The following is a 21,992-nucleotide window of genomic DNA, read 5'->3' on the forward strand; positions in this document are numbered from 1 at the left end:
TTGGGTTACGGCGTTCAACCTCACGACTTACATCATGACGACGTCAAACTGCTCCTGCGTGTAGAGCGGTTCAACCTGTACTTTGACCTGCTTGCCGACAAAAATTTCCACTTCGGCCAGCGCGTGCGACTCATCGCTTTTCAGCGCTTCACCCACTGCGGGCGACACGTACACCAGGAAGCTGTCGGAGTCGTAAGCGTGATGGACGCGGACGATTTCACGCATGATTTCATAGCACACGGTCTCCACCGTCTTCAGCGAACCGCGTCCCTGGCACACCGGGCAATCGGCACACAGCACGTGCTCAATGCTTTCGCGCGTGCGTTTGCGCGTCATCTCGACCAGCCCCAGCGCGGAGAAGCCGTTGATGCTGGTTTTGACGCGATCTTTGCTCAGCGCGCTCTCCAGCGAGTGCAGCACGCGCCGGCGATGATCGTCATTATTCATGTCGATAAAATCGATGATGATAATGCCGCCGAGATTACGCAGCCGCAGCTGGCGCGCAATCGCCTGCGTGGCTTCGATATTAGTATTAAAAATGGTTTCGTCGAGGTTGCGGTGGCCGACAAACGCACCAGTGTTAATGTCCACCGTGGTCATGGCTTCGGTCTGGTCGATAATCAGGTAACCGCCAGATTTCAGTTCCACCTTGCGCTCGAGCGAGCGCTGAATCTCGTTCTCCACGTCATAGAGATCGAAAATCGGCTGCTTGCCGTTGTACAGCTCCAGCTTGCTGGCCATCTCCGGAATATATTCGCTGGTAAATTCCACCAGCAGATCGCAGGTCAGGCGCGAATCGACGCGGATGCGATCCAGCGCTGCGCCGGCGAAATCGCGCAGCACGCGCTGCGCCAGCGCCAGCTCGCCGTAAAGCAGGCAGCGCGTCTGGTTGCGCTTCTTACGCTCGCTGACTTTGGTCCACAGGCGCTTTAAAAATGCCGCGTCCTGCGCCAGCTCTTCTGCGCCAATGCCTTCTGCGGCGGTACGAATAATAAAGCCGCCGAGATCGTCACAGTAAGCGGCAACCACCGCTTTCAGCCGCTCACGTTCGGCCTCGCTTTCAATGCGCTGTGAGACGCCCACGTGTGAAGCCCCCGGCATAAAGACCAGGTAGCGCGACGGCAGCGTGATATCGGTGGTGAGACGGGCGCCTTTGGTGCCGAGCGGATCTTTCACCACCTGCACCATTAAATCCTGTCCCTGACGCACCAGCTCGGCGATATCGCGCACGATAAAGTTCTTCTTCTCATCACCCGCCACGCATTCGGTGTGCGGCATGATGTCCGAGGCGTGCAGAAAGGCCGCTTTGTCCATGCCGATATCGACAAACGCCGCCTGCATGCCCGGCAGTACCCGGCTGACGCGCCCTTTGTAGATATTGCCGACAATACCGCGCCGCGCTTCGCGCTCAATATGGATTTCCTGCAGAATGCCGCCGTCAATATAGGCAACACGGGTTTCAGAAGGTGTCACATTTACCAGCAGTTCAGCCGTCATCTTGTCCCCTTAACGCACGCAGCGACTGAAAATGGCTCAGCAGTTCGCTGGTTTCCACCAGCGGCAATCCCACTACGGCGTGATAACTTCCATTGATGCGGCGCACAAAGTTGCCGCCCAGGCCCTGAATACCGTACGCGCCGGCTTTATCCATCGGCTCGCCGCTGGCGATATAGTGCGAAATTTCCTCTGCCGTGATAGTGCGGAATGTCACGTCTGTGGTCACCAGGCAATCCAGTTCACCCTGCGCATCGGCCAGCGCCACGGCCGTCATGACCTGATGGGTTTGCCCGGCCAGTTTACCCAGCATCTGTGCGGCATGCGCCGCATCGCGCGGTTTCTCCAGCACTTCGCCATTCAGCACCACGATGGTGTCAGCGCCCAGCACCGGCAGATCCTGCGGTGCTATCCGCACGCCGGCCCGCGCCTTATCGCTGGCCAGACGCCGCACATAAGACTCCGCCGCCTCACCCGGCTGACGCTGCTCTTCAACATCGGTAATCAGGCGCTCAAACTGCAGGCCAAGCTGCGTTAACAGCTCGCGCCGACGCGGTGAGCCGGAAGCCAGGTAGAGGGTTATCATTGTATTCCTTATTGCACAGCAAACTGACGGCGAATCTTTCTCATCAGTAAGAATAGCCAGGGCCACAGGATACCGTCGACCACGCTACTCCAGAAGATTTCCGGGCGGAAGGAGACGTTGATGACCAGAAATTCTGCCCAGAAAACAATCACATCAACCGCCAGCGACAGCACCATAACCATTAATGCCTGCTGCCACAACGCCAGATTACGGAATAGCTGAAATTTAAAGGCCACCAGATAGGCGATAATGCTGAACGCCAGCGCACGCACGCCCAGCGTTGAGCCGGCGACCAGATCCATAATGGCGCCGAGGAAAAAGCCGGTGCCCACATTGACCCGGTGCGGCAGCGCCAGCACCCAGTAGATCAGGATCAGCAATAGCCACGATGGCCGGAACATGTAAATCTGATCCGGCCACGGCATGATTTGCAGGATAAGCGCAACAAGGAAGGACAGCCAGATCACCCAACGCCCCTGGCTGCGATATCGACTCAAGGCTGGCCTCCGCGCGAGTTCGCCGGATTACCCTGCGAACGGCTGCTGGCGGCGGGCTGTGGCGGCCCCATCTGCTGATTTTGCTGCATCATGGCGGGTGCCGGCGGCCCCATTTCGCCCGCGGGCGGCAGCACCTGCGGCATCATCTGCATCAGGCGCTCGTTGGCCACGCGATGCACTTCATCCGGTGCCATCGGCATGTCGCCGTTCTTATCCGCACCCCACAGCAGCAGCAGGTAGCGCAGACGCTGCAGACCGGCGGTCGGACGCGCCTGAATCACGGTATAGGCACGCTGCGTATCCACTTTCACTGACGACACCACGCCGACCGGATAGCCTTCCGGGAAGCGTCCGCCCAGGCCTGACGTCACCAGCACATCACCGACGCGAATATCCGTATTGCCCGGCAGATGCTCCAGCTGCAGATCTTCGCTGCAGCCGTTACCGGCGGCGATGACGCGAATATCGTTACGCAGCACCTGAATCGGCAGGGCGTGCGAGGCATCACAAATCAGCAGCACGCGGCTGGTCATCTGCCCTACCGCCACCACCTGGCCGACCACGCCTTTATCGCTGATCACCGGCTGGCCTTCATACACGCCGTTGACGCTGCCTTTATCGATGATCACCTGATCGGTGTAAGGATCGGTGCCGGTGGAGATCACCTGGGTCACCATTTTGTGCTCATCCTGACGCAGCGGCGAGCCGAGCAGCTCGCGCAGACGCGCGTTTTCCTGCTTGTATTGCCCCAGCATCAGCAGGTCACTGTTTTTCAGGAAGAGCTCACGGCGCAGCGCTTTGTTTTCCAGCTCCAGCTGCTGGCGCGAGGCCAGCGTTTCGGAAACGCCGTCAAGAAGCTGTCGTGGCCCGTTGGCCAGGAAGTAAAATGGACTGACCGACGTGTCCAGGTAGTTGCGGATCTGGGAGAACGTGCTGATCCGGCTATCGGCGACAATAATCGCGATAGCCACAATCACGGCCAGAAACAGGCGCAACTGCAGGGAAGGTCCCCTGCTAAAAATCGGCTTCATAAATTCTGCGAATTCCTCGACATCAGGGAAGAAGCGTGAGTGTCAGCACTCACGCCTCCAGGGCTGGACGCTATACGCCGTCGTGCGCAGCGTCGCCAGTTACCCCGCATCCTGCAAACCGCAGTGACGACGTTGTGCCGCTGCTGCCCGGTGCCTGCTGCTGAGGCTGCCGAGCGGCATGCGATGGCCATCGTCCTGCCGTTGTGCTGATTTTGGGTATCGTCGCTATTCCCTGCGCAATTTGACCACGGTCTCAGCCGGAGAGGAATTACTCCTCGCTGAACAAATCGCCGCCATGCATGTCGATCATTTCCAGTGCTTTACCGCCGCCGCGCGCTACGCAGGTCAGCGGATCTTCTGCGACCACTACCGGAATACCGGTCTCTTCCATCAGCAGACGATCCAGGTTACGCAGCAGCGCGCCGCCACCGGTCAGCACCATACCGCGCTCGGAGATGTCAGACGCCAGCTCCGGCGGGCACTGCTCCAGCGCGACCATCACGGCACTGACGATACCGGTCAGTGGCTCCTGCAGCGCTTCCAGGATTTCATTCGAGTTCAGCGTAAAGCCACGCGGCACGCCCTCAGCCAGGTTACGGCCGCGCACTTCGATCTCGCGCACTTCGTCACCCGGATAAGCCGAACCGATCTCATGCTTGATACGCTCAGCGGTGGCTTCACCAATCAGCGAGCCGTAATTACGGCGCACGTAGTTAATGATAGCTTCATCGAAGCGATCGCCACCAATACGCACAGAAGAAGAGTAAACCACGCCGTTCAGGGAGATAACCGCAACTTCGGTCGTACCGCCACCGATATCCACCACCATCGAGCCGGTCGCTTCTGACACTGGCAGACCCGCGCCGATTGCCGCGGCCATGGGTTCTTCAATCAGGAACACTTCACGGGCACCGGCGCCCTGCGCCGATTCGCGGATGGCACGACGCTCAACCTGGGTCGCACCAACCGGCACGCACACCAGCACACGTGGGCTGGGGCGCATAAAGCTGTTGCTGTGCACTTGCTTGATGAAGTGCTGGAGCATTTTTTCAGTCACGAAGAAGTCGGCGATAACGCCATCTTTCATCGGACGGATTGCTGCGATGTTACCCGGCGTACGGCCAAGCATCTGCTTTGCATCATGACCAACAGCCGCTACGCTCTTTGGGGAGCCGGCGCGATCCTGACGAATGGCAACCACAGAAGGCTCGTTCAGCACGATGCCTTGTCCTTTTACGTAAATCAGGGTATTCGCGGTACCCAGGTCAATGGACAAGTCATTGGAAAACATGCCACGAAATTTTTTAAACATACTAAGGGATAATCCTGCAAGCTGGGGGCGGAAAATAAAATCCGCCTACTTTACCAACCACGCGAAGCCGCTACAAGGCGCAAAAACGTTCTGCTTCGGTGAAAAACCAGGCTGAATAATTTTTCGCGGCGGTGCTGCCGTCCGACACCGGCGTTAAACGGCGCTAAGCTGCCGCTCTAAACGCAAATTCACCCGCCGGTCGCGGGTGAATTCCGACATAAAATCTAACATTTCCCGCCGCCGATCGCGCCGGCTGCGCATGGCATAAAGGCGAAAAATAGCCGCCTGCTGCCGTATCTGTGGCTGACGCGCTAAATCCGGTAACGTTGTGAGTGTTTCTTCACGTTACTGTTCACCGGCAGCGAAGGAGCAAAAAAGTCGCCCTGGCCGCCCGCGACGCCCAGCCCGGCCAGCGTTTGCCACTCCGCGCGCGTGCGTACACCGGCGGCAAAGACTTTGGTGGGCGTGGATTTACACACTTCCAGCAAACTTTGCACGAACAGCTGATTTTCTGTACGGCGCTCAATGTTGCGAATCAGGCCCGGATCGAGCTTGATCAGCTCAATCGGGAACTGCTTGATGTAAGCGCTACTCACCACCGTTAATCCGGCCTGATCTACCGCAATCCGACAGCCAAACGCGGTCAGCATACGGAAAACCGGCACTAAACGATTGATGTGTTGACAAACATCCGCCTCAGCAAGTTCAAATAAAAATCGTTTTCTTTGCGATTTACTGCACTGCAGTAGCAATTTTTGCAGCCAGCGCTGGAACGGCCGTTGCAGCAGCGAATCGATATTCACCGGCAGCGCCAGCGTTTCATCCGGCCAGACCTCCGACAGCGCCGCAATACGCATGACCAGTTGGCGATCCCAGCTGTCGGCCATGCCAAGCTGCAGCACCAGCGGCATGAACTCTGCCGACACCACCTCTTTATCGCCGTCGAACACGCGCGCCAGCATTTCACGGTGATGCACTTTGCCGTCCAGCAGCACCGCCGGTTTCTGGTACAGACGCGGGCCCCCGCGGTTTACGGTGTTTTCCAGCAGGGTGCGCCAGCGCACGCTGCCGCGCCCCATCTCCAGCGTATTGCCCTCGCCCACCGACCAGTTGTTGCCGCCCTGCAGCGCCGCCCGGCGCGTGGCCAGTTCGACGTTCTCCATCACCTGCGACACCGACTCGCCGCTGCGCCAGGCGCTAATGCCAATGTGGATCAGATCATCGCGATCCACCATGCGCATCGGCGGCAGCGAATCCACCGCGTTGATCAGCTGGTCGGCAATGCTGTTGGCCTCTTTCAAAGTGCGGTGCGGCAGCAGTACGGCAAAGTCGCTGCGGAAATAGCGCGCCAGCAGCGCCCCCGGATAGCGCAGCACGAAGGTGGAGAGCATGTTTACCAGGTCGAACAGGTATTCATCGACCAGCGTCGGTCCGAGGGTTTCATGCAGGGTATCGAGGTCCGGCAGCCGCACCATCATCACCACACCGTGCGTGCCAACATCTTCCTGGTCTTCCAGCAACGTGGCCAGTTGGTTATCGAAAAACAGGCGATTATTCAGGCCGGTACGCGAATCCTGCGCGGCAAAGGTGCGGATTAAGGTGTCGATACGCAGACGCTGCTCGCCGGCTTCCTGTAAATCCCCCAGCAGCAGATCGATAGCGCGGCTGGCTTTCGGCGGCCATTCGGCGATGGTATCGCTGCGTGGCGCGCGCTCGCCAGCCAGAATGCGCTCCGCGCGCGCCTCCAGCCGCTCCATATGCTGCCAGCGGCGGTTAAGCCAGCGGTGCGTCATCACCAGCAGCGCCGACATGATCGCCACCACCGTCAGCAGGATAATCAGCGTGTAGGCACCGGTGAACGAGCGGAACCAGGTTTTGGCGGGATCGAGCACCACCACGCGCAGCGCCATGCCCGGCGCGTGCACCAGCGGCACATCCAGTTGAATGAAACGGTTGGGCTCGTCTTCCAGCATCGGATTTTCATGACGCGCGAGGCGGAACAGCACGCTATCATCGTGATGCAGTTCCAGCTGTTCGGCATTGATGACGGGCATCAGGCGCGTCAGCCACTGCGTCAGTTCCTGCGGTGACTGGTTTGCCAGCGCTTTATCGACTTCCGTCGCCAGCGTCTGTACACGGTTCTCTACGCGCTGCTGCGACAGCCAGATAAAACTAAAAGCGCAGCCTACCAGCATCAGTAACATCGCCAGTAAGCTTAATAAGGTAATAAACGCAGAAAACTTGGTTGTTAATCGCATCCCTGTGCCTGTATCACTGCGGTTTATGAACGCCAGCCAACGGTTCGCGCCAGCCGCGCTGGTGCAAACCTGAGCAAATTATCACAATTACCGATCCAAATCAGCGCCCGCCCGGCGCCGGTTTCGCCACCCTGCGGCGCGAGTATAACGTCAAAGTGTGAAGCGCTGGCTTCCGGGGCGGCTTTTTCGTCCTATTCTCAACAGAACGCACCGGCCAGGAAATTTCACATTTTGCCAGCGAAAGTGGCGCGCCGGGCAGCGTTTGATCATGCTAGCTGCAGTTAATCGATTTGCCGGAGAACGCCATGAAGCGCACGCACATCCTTACCGAAGCCGATGTTACGCCGGAAAGCATTTTTAATCTGCGCCGCCGCCAGGTGCTGAAAGCGCTGGGGCTTGGCGCTGCCGCGGCCAGCCTGCCCGGCGGCGCACAGGCCGATGTGCTGAGCTGGTTTAAGGGCAATGACAGGCCGCCGGCGCCTGCCGGACGCGATCTGCAGTTCAGTAAACCGGCCCAGTGGCAGGCGGACCTGCCGCTGACGCCGTTTGATAAAGTCGCAGGCTACAACAACTTCTACGAATTTGGTCTCGACAAAGCCGATCCTGCCGCCAATGCCGGCACGCTGAAAACCGACCCGTGGCAATTGCGCATTGAGGGCGAAGTGGCGAAGCCGATGACGCTGGATATGGACGACATCTTCAAACGCTTCGCCATGGAGCAGCGTATCTATCGCATGCGCTGCGTTGAGGCCTGGTCGATGGTGATTCCCTGGGTAGGCTTTGAACTCAACAAGCTGCTGAAGCTGGCTGAACCCACCAGCAATGCCCGCTATGTCGCCTTCCAGACGTTATACGCGCCCGATCAGATGCCAGGACAAAAGGACCGCTTTATCGGCGGCGGGCTGGATTATCCCTATGTTGAAGGCTTGCGGCTGGACGAAGCGATGCATCCGCTGACGCTGCTCAGCACCGGCGTTTACGGCAAAGCGCTGCCGCCGCAAAACGGCGCGCCGATTCGCCTGACGGTGCCGTGGAAATATGGCTTCAAAGGGATTAAGTCGATCGTCAAAATTACCCTGACGCACGATCGTCCGCCTACCACCTGGAGCCAGATCGCCGCCAACGAGTATGGCTTCTACGCTAACGTGAATCCGCACGTCAACCACCCGCGCTGGTCGCAGGCGACTGAGCGCTTTATCGGTGCGGGCGGCATTCTCAAGGTGGAACGCCAGCCGACGCTGCTGTTCAACGGTTATGCTAAAGAGGTGGCCTCGCTGTATCGCGGTCTCGATTTACGGGAGAACTACTGAGTGCGCCTGACATTACGCCACGTTACGCTGCTGAAAGTGGTGCTGCATCTGGCGGCGTTTCTGCCGCTGGTGTACCTGTTTCTGGCGGCAAATCAGGGCTGGCTGAGCGCCGATCCGGCGAAAGATATCCAGCATTTTACCGGCCGCATGGCGCTGAAGCTGCTGCTGGCGACGCTGCTGGTGAGCCCGCTGACGCGTTATCTGAAGCAGCCGCTGCTGATTCGTACCCGCCGGCTGCTCGGCCTGTGGTGCTTTGCCTGGGCCTGTCTGCATCTCACCAGCTACTATCTGCTGGAACTGGGTTACGATCATCTGCGATTACTCGGCAGTGAGATTGTTTCGCGCCCCTATTTGTTACTGGGCATGATCAGCTGGATTATTCTGTTTGCTCTCGCCGTCACCTCTTTTCAGCGCGCCCAGCGCAAACTGGGACGCCGCTGGCAAACGCTGCACAACGGCATCTATCTGGTCGCGATCCTCGCGCCTGTCCACTATCTTTGGTCTGTGAAAGTGCTGTCACCGCAGCCGTGGATTTATGCACTACTGGCGCTGGCGCTGTTAGGCTGGCGTTACAATAAGTTGCGTAAACTTCTGCGCCGATAATCCCCGCAAGGTTGTTTTCCTGCTGCGAGATCTGTTAAAAGGTGTGGCCTTCGGGCCTCGCCGGATCAACTTCGCAGATAAGACCAGTATTTTGCTGCGAATTGCCTCGAAACGGATATAATGCCCGGCTTTATTGCAAGCGAAGTCTTCTTTTTCACTCTGAAGAGTGACAAATGAAGGATGTCGCGGTATTTTACGCGATGCCTCACTGATTGCAGGAGATAGCCGCAAGATGGCGCATAAATTTCACATACTGCTGTTAAACGGACCCAACCTGAACCTGTTGGGAACGCGCGAGCCTGACAAGTATGGTCACACGACGCTGGCGCAGATTGTCAGCGATCTGACGCAACAGGCCGACCAGCACCATGTGAAATTGAGTCATCTGCAATCGAATGCGGAATACCAGCTGATCGATCGTATTCACGAAGCCCGCGGCAACGTCGATTACATCATCATCAACCCGGCTGCGTTTACGCACACCAGCGTTGCCCTGCGCGATGCGCTGTTGGCGGTTAGCATTCCTTTTATTGAGGTGCATCTCTCTAATGTGCATGCACGCGAACCGTTCCGACATCACTCCTATCTTTCCGATGTATCTGCCGGCGTCATCTGTGGACTGGGCGCCGACGGCTACTCGTGGGCTTTACAAACGGCCGTAAAACGCCTGTCACATTCCAATTAAACAGAGTACGGAACCACACTCATGGATATTCGTAAAATTAAGAAACTGATCGAACTGGTTGAAGAGTCCGGCATCGCTGAGCTGGAAATCTCTGAAGGCGAAGAGTCGGTTCGCATCAGCCGTTCACCTGCCAATGTCGGTTACCCTATGATGCAGCAGGCTTATGCTGTTCCGGCTCCACAGCCTGCGCTGGCTGCTGCGGTTGCACCTGCTGCTGCGCCTGTCGCTGCAGAAGCGGCCAAACCTGAAGTCAGCGGCCACATCGTGCGTTCGCCGATGGTCGGTACCTTCTATCGCACCCCAAGCCCGGACGCTAAAGCGTTTGTGGAAGTGGGTCAGAAAGTGAACGCTGGCGACACCCTGTGCATCGTTGAAGCGATGAAAATGATGAACCAGATCGAAGCCGATAAATCCGGCGTTGTGAAGGCGATCCTGGTGGAAAGCGGCCAGCCGGTTGAATTCGACGAGCCGCTGGTCGTCATCGAATAACGAGGCGAAGCATGCTGGATAAAATTGTCATTGCTAACCGTGGTGAGATTGCGCTGCGCATTCTGCGTGCCTGTAAAGAACTGGGCATCAAGACTGTGGCGGTGCACTCCACGGCAGACCGCGATCTGAAGCACGTGCTGCTGGCGGACGAAACCGTCTGCATCGGCCCGGCGCAGTCGGTCAAAAGTTATCTTAATATCCCGGCGCTGATCTCCGCCGCCGAAATCACCGGCGCGGTTGCGATCCACCCGGGCTACGGCTTCCTCTCTGAGAACGCCGATTTCGCCGAGCAGGTTGAGCGCTCTGGCTTTATCTTCATCGGTCCGAAAGCCGACACCATTCGCCTGATGGGCGACAAAGTGTCAGCAATCAACGCGATGAAAAAAGCCGGCGTACCGACCGTACCAGGCTCTGACGGTTCGCTGACCGACGACATGGAGAAAAACCGTGCCATCGCCAAGCGCATCGGCTACCCGGTGATCATCAAAGCCTCTGGCGGCGGCGGCGGTCGCGGAATGCGCGTTGTGCGCAGCGACAAGGATCTTGAGCAGTCCATCAATATGACGAAAGCGGAAGCCAAAGCGGCTTTCAACAACGACATGGTGTACATGGAGAAATTCCTCGAGAATCCACGCCACATCGAGATTCAGGTTCTGGCCGACGGTCAGGGCAACGCCATCTATCTGGCCGAACGTGACTGCTCCATGCAGCGTCGCCACCAGAAAGTGGTCGAAGAAGCGCCAGCACCGGGCATCACGCCGGAACTGCGTCGTTACATCGGCGAGCGCTGCTCTAACGCCTGCGTGGAGATCGGCTATCGCGGTGCCGGTACGTTCGAGTTCCTGTATGAAAACGGTGAGTTCTACTTCATTGAGATGAACACCCGTATTCAGGTGGAACATCCGGTCACCGAGATGATTACCGGCGTCGACCTGATCAAAGAGCAGCTGCGTATTGCTGCCGGTCAGCCGCTGTCCATCAAACAGGAAGATGTGGTGGTGCGCGGTCATGCGGTCGAGTGCCGTATCAACGCCGAAGACCCGAACACCTTCCTGCCGAGCCCGGGCAAGATCACCCGTTTCCACGCGCCAGGCGGTTTTGGCGTGCGCTGGGAATCGCACATCTATGCCGGCTACAGCGTGCCGCCGTACTACGACTCAATGATTGGTAAGCTGATCACCTACGGCGAAAACCGTGACGTGGCTATTGCGCGCATGAAAAATGCGCTGGCAGAACTGATCATCGACGGCATCAAGACTAACGTCGATCTGCAGATGCGCATCATGACCGACGAAAACTTCCAGCAGGGTGGTACTAACATCCACTATCTGGAGAAAAAACTCGGCCTGCACGAGAAGTAAGCGCAGCGCAGAGCAATGCAGAGGCCGGTTAAACCGGCCTTTTTCATTTTTGTTGCCTTTGAGGTTGCATGATGGATGGGCGTTTTTTGCAAGCTAACAAAGAGGCGCGCTGGTCGCTGTACCTGACGCTGGCGTACCTCGCCGTCTGGGGCGTGTCCGCATGGCTCGGCGGCACACAAAGCGGTATCACCGGCTTACCGCGCTGGTTTGAGTTCTCCTGCGTGTTCGCGCCCGTGCTGTTCATCGGCCTGTGCTGGCTGATGGTGCGCGTGGTGTTCCGCGATATGTCTCTGGAGGACCACGATGGAAACTGAAATCATTCTGCCACTGCTGGCCTATCTGGTGCTGATTGCCGGGCTGTCGGTGTTTGCCATGCGCAAACAGCGCCACGGCAACTTCCTGAGTGAGTATTTCCTCGGCAGTCGCTCGATGGGCGGTTTTGTGCTGGCGATGACCATCACCACCACTTACATCAGCGCTAGCTCATTTATTGGCGGGCCGGGCGCGGCGTATAAATACGGGCTGGGCTGGGTACTGCTGGCGATGATCCAGGTGCCGGCGGTCTGGCTGTCGCTCGGCGTGCTGGGCAAAAAATTCGCGATTCTGGCACGACGCTACAACGCGGTGACGCTCAATGACATGCTGTATGGCCGCTACCGCAGTCCGCTGCTTATCTGGCTGGCCAGTATCAGCCTGCTGGTGGCGTTTATTGGTGCCATGACGGTACAGTTCATCGGCGGCGCGCGCCTGCTGGAGACGGCCGCCGGTATTCCTTATGACACCGGGCTGCTGATTTTTGGCGGCACCATCGCGCTGTATACCGCGTTCGGCGGCTTTCGCGCCAGCGTGCTCAACGATGCCATGCAAGGGCTGGTGATGCTGATTGGCACCTTCCTGCTGCTGTTTGCCGTCATCCACCAGGCAGGCGGCCTAGCAACGGCGGTCACCAAACTGCGTAGCATCGATCCGCAGCTGGTGTCACCGGAAGGCGTCGGCAACGTCATCAATCCAACCTTCCTCAGTTCGTTTGCCGTACTGGTGTGCTTTGGCGTGATTGGGCTGCCGCATACCGCCGTGCGCTGCATCTCCTACAAAGACAGCAAAGCGATGCATCGCGGTATCATCCTCGGCACTATCGTGGTGGTGATACTGATGCTCGGTATGCATCTGGCCGGCGCACTCGGTCGCGCGGTACTGCCGGATCTGGCGATTCCGGATCGCGTGATCCCGACGCTGATGATCACCGTGCTGCCACCGATGGCGGCTGGCGTGTTCCTCGCGGCGCCAATGGCGGCGATCATGTCGACGATTAACGCGCAGCTGCTGCAATCGTCCGCTACGCTGATCAAAGATCTTTACCTGCGTATCGCGCCGCAGCACAGCGAGAACGAGGCGCGTCTGCGGCTGCTCTCCGGCACCATCACCTTTGTGCTCGGCCTGCTGCTGCTGCTGGCGGCCTGGAATCCGCCAGATATGATTATCTGGCTCAACCTGCTGGCGTTCGGTGGCCTTGAAGCGGTCTTTCTGTGGCCGCTGGTGCTGGGACTGTACTGGGAGCGCGCCAATGCGGCGGGCGCCATCAGTGGCATGGTGGTGGGAGCCGGATGCTATACGCTGCTTGCCAGCCTGAAAATCGAACTGTGGGGTTTTCACCCTATCGTGCCATCGTTGACATTAAGCCTGCTGGCCTTCCTGGTGGGTAATCTGTTCGGCAGCGCGCCTGACGCACGCGATGCTGCCCTGGAATAAAAGAGAAACGCTATGCCATGGATTCAAATCAAAATTAACAGCACCGGCGAGCACGCCGAAACCCTCAGCGACGCGCTGATGGACGCCGGTGCGGTGTCAGTCACCTTTCAGGACACGCACGACAACCCGGTGTATGAGCCGCTGCCCGGTGAAACCCGCCTGTGGGGCGATACCGATGTGACTGGCCTGTTCGACGCGGAAACCGCCATGGACGATGTGGTGGCCGAGCTGAGCCAGCATCCGCTGCTGGGATCGGGTTTCCGCCATAGGATCGAACAGATCGAGGATAAAGACTGGGAGCGCGAATGGATGGATAACTTCCATCCGATGCGCTTCGGTGAACGCCTGTGGATCTGCCCAAGCTGGCGCGACGTGCCGGATCCGGATGCGGTTAACGTGATGCTTGATCCCGGTCTGGCCTTTGGTACCGGCACCCATCCCACCACGTCGCTGTGTCTGAGCTGGCTGGATGGACTCGATCTGCAGGGCAAAACGGTGATCGATTTCGGCTGTGGCTCCGGCATTCTGGCCATCGCCGCACTGAAACTCGGTGCAGCCCAGGCGATCGGCATTGATATTGATCCGCAGGCGATCCAGGCCAGCCGCGATAACGCGGAGCGCAACGGCGTGGCCGACCGCCTGTCGCTGTATCTGCCGCACCAGCAGCCGGAAAACCTGCAGGCGGATGTGGTGGTCGCCAATATCCTCGCCGGTCCGCTGCGCGAACTGGCGCCGCTGATTAGCGTGCTGCCGAAAGCCGGCGGCCATCTCGGCCTGTCCGGCGTGCTGGCCAGCCAGGCGGAAAGCGTGTGTGAAGCCTATGCGGAGCGCTTTGCGCTGGACGCCGTGGCGGAAAAAGAGGAGTGGTGTCGCATCACTGGCGTGCGCCGCTAACCGACGCATGGGCCAGCAACTGCTGGCCCGATTTTGCCCGCCTGAGACCTGTCTCAAATCCCCGCCAGCCCCGTTTTCCTGCCGTTTCTTTACATTGAAATCAGTAGACTGCTGCACCAGGCGATAGCGCTATCCCTGTTAACCGTGCCGTGCGCGGCACATAACATTGATATATCGCTTAGTGAATAAATGATGATGAAAAGCAAACACACACTGATCGCTCTGCTGCTGGCAGCAGCGCCTTTTGCTCACGTTCAGGCTGCCGCCTGGGATTATGCTCAGCCACAGCAGTGGGGCGACCTGTCCCCTGATTTTCACGTCTGCAAGCAGGGCGTGAATCAGTCGCCGATTGATATTCGCCAGGCGCTGCATGCCAGTCTGCCGGCGCTGACGCTGGAACTGCAGGCGCGCCAGGCCGCGATTGTTAACAACGGCCACACCGTGCAGATCAACCTGCAGCAGGGCGATACGCTGACGCTGGACGGCGAGACCTTCACGCTGAAGCAGTTTCACTTCCACACCCCGAGCGAAAACCTGATCGACGGTAAACGCTATCCGCTTGAGGGCCACTTTGTATTCAGTGACGAGCAACAGCAGCTGGCGGTAATCGGGGTAATGTTCGAAGCCGGTGCGGCAAATCCGGTGCTGACGACGCTGCTGGATACGCTGCCGGCGCAGGTCAATCAGCCAGCTACACTGCAGCAGGATGTCGATATTACGCCACTGCTGCCCGCCGATCGCCGTTACTACCGCTTCAGCGGTTCACTCACCACGCCACCGTGCAGTGAAGGCGTGCGCTGGCTGGTGATGAAGCAACCGGTAACGGCTTCCGCACAGCAGCTGCAGGCTTTCAGCGCGGTGCTGGGTGAACACGGTAACAGCCGCCCGGTGCAGCCGCTCAATGGCCGGCTGGTGGTTGAGTAACGAAATACTCACTAAACGTAAATAAACCGTTCACTTTTCAATCAAATCACCGCCATTTCTCTTGCCGATTCGCGGAAGTGGCGGTTTTTATGTTGTGATTCAGCGCATATTTTTGGAAAAACTTTTGCTCACAATTTCAGCGTATTTTTGTAATGTACTGAATTTAAACAAGTAATGATCAATACCCCGCTGCTAAGCCCCATTTCCCTGATCTTAAACGGCGAATTGTTCAAAGTTTGGCCTTTCATCTTCCGGAAAAAATGCGTAATATACGCCGCCTTGCGAACAGTTAGGGTCACTTCTTTTTCATGCGCATTGGACATCACCAGCTACGTAATCGACTCATCGCTGCGCCTATGGCCGGAGTTTCCGACAAGCCATTTCGCACCCTGTGTTATGACAACGGCGCCGGTATGACTGTCTCCGAGATGCTGTCATCGAACCCGGAAGTCTGGGCCAGTGACAAATCGCGTTTGCGTATGGTGCATAGTGACGAGCCCGGTATTCGCGCCGTGCAAATTGCGGGTTGCGATCCCGATGAGATGGCTGCCGCCGCGCGCATTAATGTTGCGTCCGGTGCACAGGTTATCGACATCAACATGGGCTGCCCGGCTAAAAAAGTGAATCGTAAGATGGCAGGTTCAGCGCTGCTGCAGCATCCGCAGCTGGTGGAGTCAATCCTCCGTGCGGTGGTGAACGCAGTCGATGTACCGGTTACGCTGAAGATTCGCACCGGCTGGGACAAAGAAAATCGTAATTGTGTAGAGATTGCCCAATTGGCTGAACGCTGTGGTATTCAGGCCCTGACCATTCATGGCCGCACGCGCGCCTGTTTGTTTGAAGGGCAAGCTGAATACGACAGCATTCGGACAGTTAAGCAGAGCGTCGCTATTCCGATTATCGCGAATGGTGACATTACTGACCCGCACAAAGCCAGGGCAGTGCTCGACTACACCGGAGCCGATGCTCTGATGGTGGGACGCGCTGCTCAGGGAAGACCGTGGATCTTCCGGGAAATCCAGCATTATCTGGACACAGGGGAGCTGCTGGCACCGAAGCCGCTGGCTGAAGTGAAGCATATGCTGATTGGACACATACGGGAGCTGCACGACTTTTACGGTCAGCGCAAGGGATACCGTATTGCCCGAAAACACGTTTCCTGGTATTTGCAGGAAAGTGCCCCTGACGACCAGTTTCGGCGCACATTCAACGCCATAGAGGATGCCAGCGAACAGCTGGAGGCGTTGGAGGCATACTTCGAAAATCTTGCGTAAACGAAATAAAGAGCTGAAAGAACTATGTTCGAACAACGCGTAAATTCTGACGTACTGACCGTTTCTACCGTTAACTCACAGGATCAGGTGACGCAAAAGCCTCTGCGTGATTCGGTTAAACAGGCACTGAAGAACTATTTTGCTCAACTGAACGGTCAGGATGTAAGTGACCTGTATGAGCTGGTACTGGCTGAAGTCGAGCAGCCTCTGTTGGACATGGTGATGCAGTATACCCGTGGCAACCAGACCCGCGCTGCCCTGATGATGGGCATCAACCGCGGTACGCTGCGTAAGAAGCTGAAAAAATACGGCATGAACTAAGCGTTCTGGTTCCTTGCTGCGATAACGCCAGCCTTTGGGCTGGCGTTTTTGTTTGTATTTCCCGCCTGTTAACACCGCGTGAAACGATTATCGTCAAAATGGTAACGATAGTTGCAATCGCCGGCGTGATAGCTTATCTCTCTCAGGGCCGCTGCCCTGCCCTGTTTTTGCGCAGAAAAAATCCTTCTGATCGCCCCTCAGCCCGCTTTGTTTGTGATCCTGAACCGCTTCAGCGGTAATTCCACTTTGCCGTACACCTGTTCATGAGCGTTAGCTCACACTGCTTCCATATAGTGAAACTTTTTGCACTATTTGTGATCGTGGCGACTCGTCATGCTGCCTTTTGGTGCGCGATAGTAGCGACAACTTTCCGGATACGTCCGTTTATTAAAAGATCTTTCCAGTGAATTCAGGATTCTGCAAACCTGGCATCAGCTTTGCAGTGTCGTGGATGGCTAAACGCCACAGAAAGAAATAAGCGCACAGTAAAGTGCGCGCAAACATAACAACACACGATCTCGCCACACAGGATGCTTTATGAAAAAGATGATGCTTTCCACCCTGATTGCTGCCGCCTCGCTGTTCGCCGTGACCCAGCAGGCGCACGCAGGCACCACGCTGGACGCCATTAAGAAGAAAGGGTTTATACAGTGCGGTATCAGCGATGGTCTGCCAGGGTTCTCCTACGCTGACGCCAGCGGCAAATTCACCGGTATCGATGTTGACGTGTGCCGCGCCGCTGCTGCTGCGGTCTTCGGCGATGCCAGCAAAGTAAAATACACCCCGCTGACCGCCAAAGAGCGCTTCACTGCGCTGCAGTCAGGCGAGGTGGATATCCTGTCGCGTAACACCACCTGGACCTCATCACGTGATGGCGGCATGGGCTTCCTGTTCGCCGGCGTAAACTACTATGACGGCATCGGCTTCCTGACCCACAAGAAAGCCGGTCTGAAAAGCGCCAAAGAGCTGGATGGTGCCACCGTGTGTATCCAGGCCGGTACTGATACCGAGCTGAACGTGGCCGACTACTTTAAAGCTAACAAAATGCAGTACACGCCGGTCACCTTCGACCGCTCTGATGAGTCTGCTAAAGCGCTGGATAGCGGCCGCTGCGATACCCTCTCTTCTGACCAGTCACAGCTGTATGCGCTGCGCATCAAGCTGGGCAAGCCGGATGACTTTATCGTACTGCCAGAAGTGATTTCGAAAGAGCCGCTGGGCCCGGTCGTCCGTCGCGGTGATGATGACTGGTTCACCATCGTGAAATGGTCGCTGTTCGCCATGCTGAATGCGGAAGAGATGGGCATCAGCTCGAAGAACGTTGATGAGATGGCGGCGAAACCAACCACGCCAGATATGGCACACCTGCTGGGCGCAGAAGGTGATTTCGGTAAAGACCTTAAGCTCGACAACAAGTGGGCGTACAACATCATCAAGCAGGTTGGCAACTATCAGGAAGTGTTCGATCGTAACGTTGGTAAAGACAGCGCGCTGAAAATTGCACGCGGCCAGAATGCGCTCTGGAACCAGGGCGGCATCCAGTACGCTCCACCAGTGCGTTAATTGTCTCCTGCCAGTCGGGCACCGCATCCTGCGGTGCCCACGCGTATTCTTCACTGAGGTTTTAACATGTCGCAACGCCCAACCGTGAAAAGGGATTTTTCGTTCGGTAATCCTACGGTTCGCGCCTGGCTTTACCAGATTGTCGCGATTGTGGCGGTGTTTGCTGTGGTGGGTTATCTGATCCACAACACGGTGATCAACCTTGCCAATCGCGGTATCACCTCCGGCTTTGGCTTTCTTGAGCGCAACGCCGGTTTCGGCATCGTCCAGCATCTGATCGATTACAGCGAAGGTGATACCTACGCGCGCGTGTTTATGGTCGGGTTAACCAACACCCTACTGGTCTCCGCGCTCTGTATTGTCTTCGCCTCGATCCTCGGCTTCGCCATCGGTCTGGCGCGCCTGTCGGATAACTGGCTGCTGCGCAAGCTGTCGACCATTTATATCGAGACGTTCCGTAATATCCCGCCGCTGCTGCAAATCTTCTTCTGGTACTTTGCCGTGCTGCGCAATCTTCCGGGCCCGCGTCAGGCGCTGAACGCGTTCGATCTGGCTTTTGTCAGCAACCGCGGTTTGTATATACCGTGGCCGGAGTATGCACCCGGCACCTGGCCATTCCTGATCGCGCTGGCGATTGCCATCGCCGCCAGCGCCGCGCTGTTCCGCTTTAACCGCAAGCATCAGCTGAAAACCGGTCAGCTGCGCCGCACCTGGCCCGCTGCGGCCGGTTTAATTGTGCTGCTGCCGCTGATCGCCCATACGCTGTTTGGTGCCGCCACGCACTGGGATGTGCCCGAGCTGCGCGGTTTCAACTTCCGCGGTGGCTTTGCCATGATTCCGGAACTGGCAGCGCTGACGCTGGCACTGTCGATCTACACCTCTTCCTTTATTGCTGAGGTAATTCGCGCCGGGATTCAGTCAGTACCGCATGGTCAGAGCGAAGCGGCACGTTCGCTCGGGCTGCCCAACCCGGTTACACTGCGTCAGGTGATCATTCCGCAGGCGATGCGCGTGATTATCCCGCCGCTCACCAGCCAGTACCTTAACATCGTAAAAAACTCCTCGCTGGCGGCCGCTATCGGCTATCCGGATATGGTGTCGCTGTTTGCTGGCACCGTACTGAATCAGACCGGCCAGGCAATTGAAACCATTGCCATCACCATGGCGGTTTATCTGATTATCAGTCTGCTCATTTCGCTGCTGATGAACCTCTATAACCGCAAAATTGCGCTGGTTGAGCGTTAAGAGAACGGAACCATTATGTCTGTGACCACACACGAAACGCCGCCGGTGTCGGGCAATCCGCTGGGTAAAGCCTGGCTCTGGGCGCGTAAAAACCTGTTCTCCAGCTGGCTGAATACGCTGCTCACGTTACTCAGCCTGTGGATTATCTGGAGCGTTATCCCGCCGGCGCTGAACTGGTTGATCTTCCAGGCTAACTGGATTGGCGAAACCCGTGCGGACTGTACGAAAGCGGGTGCCTGCTGGGTCTTCATCCACGCGCGCTTCGGTCAGTTCATGTACGGGCTCTATCCGCATGAGTTGCGCTGGCGCATTAATCTGGCGCTGGTGATTGGTCTGCTGTCGATTGTGCCGATGTTTATCAAATCGATGCCGCGCCGTGGCCGCTATATCGCCTGCTGGGCGGTGATCTATCCGGTGGTTGTCTGGCTGCTGCTGTACGGCGGCTATTTCGGGCTGGACCGGGTGGAAACCCGCCAGTGGGGCGGCCTGACGTTGACGCTGATTATCGCATCTGTCGGCATTGCCGGGGCGCTGCCGCTCGGCATTCTGCTGGCGCTGGGCCGGCGCTCAAAAATGCCGGTGGTGCGCACGCTGTCGGTGATTTTCATTGAGTTCTGGCGTGGCGTACCGCTGATCACCGTGCTGTTCATGTCTTCCGTGATGCTGCCGCTGTTTATGGCGGAGGGCACCACCATCGATAAACTGGTGCGTGCACTGGTTGGCGTGATCCTGTTCCAGTCGGCGTATGTCGCGGAAGTGGTGCGCGGCGGGCTGCAGGCATTGCCGAAAGGCCAGTACGAAGCAGCCGAGTCGCTAGCGCTTAGCTACTGGAAAACCCAGGCGCTGGTGATTTTACCGCAGGCGCTCAAGCTGACCATTCCTGGTCTGGTGAATACCATCATCGCGCTGTTTAAAGATACCAGCCTGGTGATCATCATCGGCCTGTTCGATCTGTTCAGTAGCGTGCAGCAGGCAACCGTCGACCCTACGTGGCTGGGTATGTCGACCGAGGGCTATGTTTTCGCTGCACTGGTCTACTGGATTTTCTGTTTTAGCATGTCGCGCTATAGCCAGTATCTGGAAAAGCGCTTCCACACCGGGCGTAAATCGCACTGAGGTTTTACATGACACAAACAATGACAACGGCGGCTAACGCCATGATGATTACGCTCGAAAACGTGAATAAATGGTACGGGCAATTCCATGTGCTGAAAGATATCAACCTGCAGGTGAAACCGCGCGAGCGTATCGTGCTGTGCGGCCCTTCGGGTTCCGGTAAATCTACCACCATTCGCTGCATCAACCATCTGGAAGAGCATCAGCAGGGACGGATTGTTGTAGACGGCATCCACCTGAATGATGACGTACGCAATATTGAACGCGTGCGCACTGAAGTCGGCATGGTTTTTCAGCACTTCAATCTCTTCCCGCATCTGACCGTCCTGCAGAACTGTACGCTGGCACCGATGTGGGTACGCAAGATGCCAAAGAAAGAGGCCGAAGAACTGGCGATGCACTATCTGCAGCGCGTGCGCATTGCTGAGCATGCTCATAAGTTTCCCGGGCAGCTCTCTGGCGGTCAGCAGCAGCGCGTGGCCATCGCCCGTTCGCTGTGTATGAAGCCGAAGATTATGTTATTCGATGAACCCACCTCCGCGCTCGATCCTGAGATGGTTAAAGAGGTGCTGGATACCATGATCGGTCTGGCGGAAGACGGGATGACGATGCTGTGTGTGACGCATGAGATGGGCTTTGCGCGCACGGTTGCCGATCGGGTGATCTTTATGGATCGCGGTGAAATCGTGGAGATGGCGCCGCCGGAAGAGTTCTTTGCGAATCCGAAATCCGAGCGGACCCGGGCGTTTCTGTCGCAGGTTATCCACTAAGCGAACACGATTAGCCGCATTATTCAGCCCTTGCCAGCCTGGCAGGGGCTTTTTTATGTCTGTGGATTTTATTGAGCGTTTTTATTGAGATAAAGGTCATCGCGGAAAACAAAAAAGCCCTGAACAGATGTTCAGGGCTTTCGTGTTTGATGCCTGGCAGTTCCCTACTCTCGCATGGGGAGACCCCACACTACCATCGGCGCTACGGCGTTTCACTTCTGAGTTCGGCATGGGGTCAGGTGGGACCACCGCGCTGTTGCCGCCAGGCAAATTCTTTTAAACCGAACTCATGCCATAACTGGTGCTGATACCCAGAGTCGAACTGGGGACCTCACCCTTACCAAGGGTGCGCTCTACCAACTGAGCCATATCAGCACACTAAATTTGATGCCTGGCAGTTCCCTACTCTCGCATGGGGAGGCCCCACACTACCATCGGCGCTACGGCGTTTCACTTCTGAGTTCGGCATGGGGTCAGGTGGGACCACCGCGCTGTTGCCGCCAGGCAAAT

Annotated in this window: 21 protein-coding genes, 1 tRNA gene and 2 rRNA genes; 15 read left to right on the plus strand and 9 right to left on the minus strand. The window is 57.3% G+C overall.

The genetic code is table 11. From position 1 onward, the window contains the following. Nucleotides 1–27: 27 nt before the first annotated feature. The 6 genes from rng to csrD all read right to left on the minus strand — a co-directional run bounded on the left by rng (nt 28) and on the right by csrD (nt 7,178). A complete protein-coding gene (gene rng / locus C1Y42_RS15225; protein WP_021508149.1) occupies nt 28–1,497 on the minus strand; it encodes a ribonuclease G in 1,470 nt (489 codons plus the stop codon). Beyond that, nucleotides 1,487–2,080 (minus strand): nucleoside triphosphate pyrophosphatase, encoded by a 594-nt coding sequence (locus tag C1Y42_RS15230; protein ID WP_021508150.1) that lies wholly within the window; start codon nt 2,078–2,080, stop codon nt 1,487–1,489. Before C1Y42_RS15230 ends, rng begins: the two co-directional genes overlap by 11 nt. Nucleotides 2,081–2,088: 8 nt before the next feature. Beyond that, nucleotides 2,089–2,577: a rod shape-determining protein MreD gene (gene mreD / locus C1Y42_RS15235; protein ID WP_031279826.1), complete on the minus strand. Its 489-nt coding sequence runs from the start codon at nt 2,575–2,577 to the stop codon at nt 2,089–2,091. Continuing rightward, the gene (gene mreC / locus C1Y42_RS15240) at nt 2,574–3,608 is read right to left on the minus strand and encodes a rod shape-determining protein MreC (protein ID WP_021508152.1); all 1,035 of its coding nucleotides are present in this window, start codon (nt 3,606–3,608) and stop codon (nt 2,574–2,576) included. The genes mreD and mreC overlap by 4 nt, the downstream gene beginning before the upstream one ends. 268 nt (nt 3,609–3,876) lie before the next feature. After that, nucleotides 3,877–4,920, minus strand: a complete 1,044-nt coding sequence (gene mreB / locus C1Y42_RS15245; RefSeq protein ID WP_003855260.1) for a rod shape-determining protein MreB — start codon at nt 4,918–4,920, stop codon at nt 3,877–3,879. Between the two features lie 311 nt (nt 4,921–5,231). Further along, a complete protein-coding gene (gene csrD / locus C1Y42_RS15250) occupies nt 5,232–7,178 on the minus strand; it encodes an RNase E specificity factor CsrD (protein WP_058775722.1) in 1,947 nt (648 codons plus the stop codon). A gap of 305 nt (nt 7,179–7,483) precedes the next feature. Between csrD and msrP the strand changes: the two genes are divergently transcribed. The 15 genes from msrP to C1Y42_RS15325 all read left to right on the plus strand — a co-directional run bounded on the left by msrP (nt 7,484) and on the right by C1Y42_RS15325 (nt 21,482). After that, a complete protein-coding gene (msrP, locus tag C1Y42_RS15255; RefSeq protein ID WP_021508154.1) occupies nt 7,484–8,488 on the plus strand; it encodes a protein-methionine-sulfoxide reductase catalytic subunit MsrP in 1,005 nt (334 codons plus the stop codon). Then, entirely contained in the window at nt 8,489–9,091 is a 603-nt protein-coding gene (gene msrQ / locus C1Y42_RS15260; RefSeq protein ID WP_058775721.1) for a protein-methionine-sulfoxide reductase heme-binding subunit MsrQ, read from the plus strand. Nucleotides 9,092–9,323: 232 nt separating this feature from the next. Continuing rightward, complete coding sequence (gene aroQ, locus C1Y42_RS15265; RefSeq protein WP_021508156.1) at nt 9,324–9,776, plus strand: type II 3-dehydroquinate dehydratase; 453 nt, start codon at nt 9,324–9,326, stop codon at nt 9,774–9,776. A gap of 21 nt (nt 9,777–9,797) precedes the next feature. Further along, entirely contained in the window at nt 9,798–10,265 is a 468-nt protein-coding gene (gene accB, locus C1Y42_RS15270) for an acetyl-CoA carboxylase biotin carboxyl carrier protein (protein ID WP_058759883.1), read from the plus strand. An 11-nt stretch (nt 10,266–10,276) separates the two neighbouring features. Beyond that, complete coding sequence (gene accC / locus C1Y42_RS15275) at nt 10,277–11,626, plus strand: acetyl-CoA carboxylase biotin carboxylase subunit (RefSeq protein ID WP_021508158.1); 1,350 nt, start codon at nt 10,277–10,279, stop codon at nt 11,624–11,626. Between the two features lie 71 nt (nt 11,627–11,697). Then, a complete protein-coding gene (locus tag C1Y42_RS15280) occupies nt 11,698–11,940 on the plus strand; it encodes a YhdT family protein (protein WP_104093875.1) in 243 nt (80 codons plus the stop codon). Then, nucleotides 11,930–13,375 carry a sodium/pantothenate symporter gene (panF, locus tag C1Y42_RS15285; RefSeq protein ID WP_104093876.1) on the plus strand — a complete coding sequence of 482 codons (1,446 nt, stop codon included), beginning with the start codon at nt 11,930–11,932 and terminating at the stop codon, nt 13,373–13,375. The genes C1Y42_RS15280 and panF overlap by 11 nt, the downstream gene beginning before the upstream one ends. A 12-nt stretch (nt 13,376–13,387) precedes the next feature. Continuing rightward, nucleotides 13,388–14,269, plus strand: coding sequence for a 50S ribosomal protein L11 methyltransferase (gene prmA, locus C1Y42_RS15290; RefSeq protein WP_104093877.1), 882 nt, complete (start codon nt 13,388–13,390; stop codon nt 14,267–14,269). 195 nt (nt 14,270–14,464) lie between these two features. Then, entirely contained in the window at nt 14,465–15,193 is a 729-nt protein-coding gene (locus tag C1Y42_RS15295) for a carbonic anhydrase (protein ID WP_031279827.1), read from the plus strand. Nucleotides 15,194–15,501: 308 nt separating this feature from the next. After that, a complete protein-coding gene (gene dusB, locus C1Y42_RS15300; RefSeq protein ID WP_040679767.1) occupies nt 15,502–16,467 on the plus strand; it encodes a tRNA dihydrouridine synthase DusB in 966 nt (321 codons plus the stop codon). Between the two features lie 24 nt (nt 16,468–16,491). Further along, nucleotides 16,492–16,788, plus strand: coding sequence for a DNA-binding transcriptional regulator Fis (fis, locus tag C1Y42_RS15305; protein ID WP_003855228.1), 297 nt, complete (start codon nt 16,492–16,494; stop codon nt 16,786–16,788). A gap of 537 nt (nt 16,789–17,325) precedes the next feature. Then, nucleotides 17,326–18,351, plus strand: coding sequence for an amino acid ABC transporter substrate-binding protein (locus tag C1Y42_RS15310; protein WP_058759887.1), 1,026 nt, complete (start codon nt 17,326–17,328; stop codon nt 18,349–18,351). 66 nt (nt 18,352–18,417) lie between these two features. Continuing rightward, on the plus strand, nt 18,418–19,596 hold the full coding sequence (locus tag C1Y42_RS15315; RefSeq protein WP_021508165.1) for an amino acid ABC transporter permease: 1,179 nt from the start codon (nt 18,418–18,420) through the stop codon (nt 19,594–19,596). Between the two features lie 15 nt (nt 19,597–19,611). Continuing rightward, nucleotides 19,612–20,712, plus strand: a complete 1,101-nt coding sequence (locus C1Y42_RS15320; RefSeq protein ID WP_021508166.1) for an amino acid ABC transporter permease — start codon at nt 19,612–19,614, stop codon at nt 20,710–20,712. A gap of 8 nt (nt 20,713–20,720) precedes the next feature. Then, entirely contained in the window at nt 20,721–21,482 is a 762-nt protein-coding gene (locus C1Y42_RS15325; protein WP_058759889.1) for an amino acid ABC transporter ATP-binding protein, read from the plus strand. A gap of 151 nt (nt 21,483–21,633) precedes the next feature. Here C1Y42_RS15325 and rrf (C1Y42_RS15330) read toward each other — a convergent pair. The 3 genes from rrf (C1Y42_RS15330) to rrf (C1Y42_RS15340) all read right to left on the minus strand — a co-directional run bounded on the left by rrf (C1Y42_RS15330) (nt 21,634) and on the right by rrf (C1Y42_RS15340) (nt 21,987). Next, nucleotides 21,634–21,749: ribosomal RNA gene (rrf, locus tag C1Y42_RS15330) — 5S ribosomal RNA — on the minus strand. Nucleotides 21,750–21,781: 32 nt separating this feature from the next. After that, nucleotides 21,782–21,857, minus strand: a tRNA-Thr gene (locus C1Y42_RS15335). A gap of 14 nt (nt 21,858–21,871) precedes the next feature. Continuing rightward, nucleotides 21,872–21,987, minus strand: a 5S ribosomal RNA gene (gene rrf / locus C1Y42_RS15340). Between the last annotated feature and the right edge of the window lie 5 nt (nt 21,988–21,992).

Source organism: Pantoea sp. ICBG 985 (assembly GCF_002928365.1).
GTDB lineage: Bacteria > Pseudomonadota > Gammaproteobacteria > Enterobacterales > Enterobacteriaceae > Pantoea > Pantoea dispersa.

Coding starts and splice junctions, on each gene's coding strand:
- C1Y42_RS15320 (WP_021508166.1), top strand. CDS start 19,612: ATGTCTGTGACCACACACGAAACGCCGCCGGTGTCGGGCAATCCGCTG.
- C1Y42_RS15325 (WP_058759889.1), top strand. CDS start 20,721: ATGACACAAACAATGACAACGGCGGCTAACGCCATGATGATTACGCTC.
- rng (WP_021508149.1), bottom strand. CDS start 1,497: ATGACGGCTGAACTGCTGGTAAATGTGACACCTTCTGAAACCCGTGTT.
- C1Y42_RS15230 (WP_021508150.1), bottom strand. CDS start 2,080: ATGATAACCCTCTACCTGGCTTCCGGCTCACCGCGTCGGCGCGAGCTG.
- mreC (WP_021508152.1), bottom strand. CDS start 3,608: ATGAAGCCGATTTTTAGCAGGGGACCTTCCCTGCAGTTGCGCCTGTTT.
- fis (WP_003855228.1), top strand. CDS start 16,492: ATGTTCGAACAACGCGTAAATTCTGACGTACTGACCGTTTCTACCGTT.
- accC (WP_021508158.1), top strand. CDS start 10,277: ATGCTGGATAAAATTGTCATTGCTAACCGTGGTGAGATTGCGCTGCGC.
- C1Y42_RS15280 (WP_104093875.1), top strand. CDS start 11,698: ATGGATGGGCGTTTTTTGCAAGCTAACAAAGAGGCGCGCTGGTCGCTG.
- prmA (WP_104093877.1), top strand. CDS start 13,388: ATGCCATGGATTCAAATCAAAATTAACAGCACCGGCGAGCACGCCGAA.
- C1Y42_RS15315 (WP_021508165.1), top strand. CDS start 18,418: ATGTCGCAACGCCCAACCGTGAAAAGGGATTTTTCGTTCGGTAATCCT.
- accB (WP_058759883.1), top strand. CDS start 9,798: ATGGATATTCGTAAAATTAAGAAACTGATCGAACTGGTTGAAGAGTCC.
- panF (WP_104093876.1), top strand. CDS start 11,930: ATGGAAACTGAAATCATTCTGCCACTGCTGGCCTATCTGGTGCTGATT.
- mreB (WP_003855260.1), bottom strand. CDS start 4,920: ATGTTTAAAAAATTTCGTGGCATGTTTTCCAATGACTTGTCCATTGAC.
- aroQ (WP_021508156.1), top strand. CDS start 9,324: ATGGCGCATAAATTTCACATACTGCTGTTAAACGGACCCAACCTGAAC.
- dusB (WP_040679767.1), top strand. CDS start 15,502: ATGCGCATTGGACATCACCAGCTACGTAATCGACTCATCGCTGCGCCT.
- csrD (WP_058775722.1), bottom strand. CDS start 7,178: ATGCGATTAACAACCAAGTTTTCTGCGTTTATTACCTTATTAAGCTTA.
- C1Y42_RS15310 (WP_058759887.1), top strand. CDS start 17,326: ATGAAAAAGATGATGCTTTCCACCCTGATTGCTGCCGCCTCGCTGTTC.
- msrP (WP_021508154.1), top strand. CDS start 7,484: ATGAAGCGCACGCACATCCTTACCGAAGCCGATGTTACGCCGGAAAGC.
- C1Y42_RS15295 (WP_031279827.1), top strand. CDS start 14,465: ATGAAAAGCAAACACACACTGATCGCTCTGCTGCTGGCAGCAGCGCCT.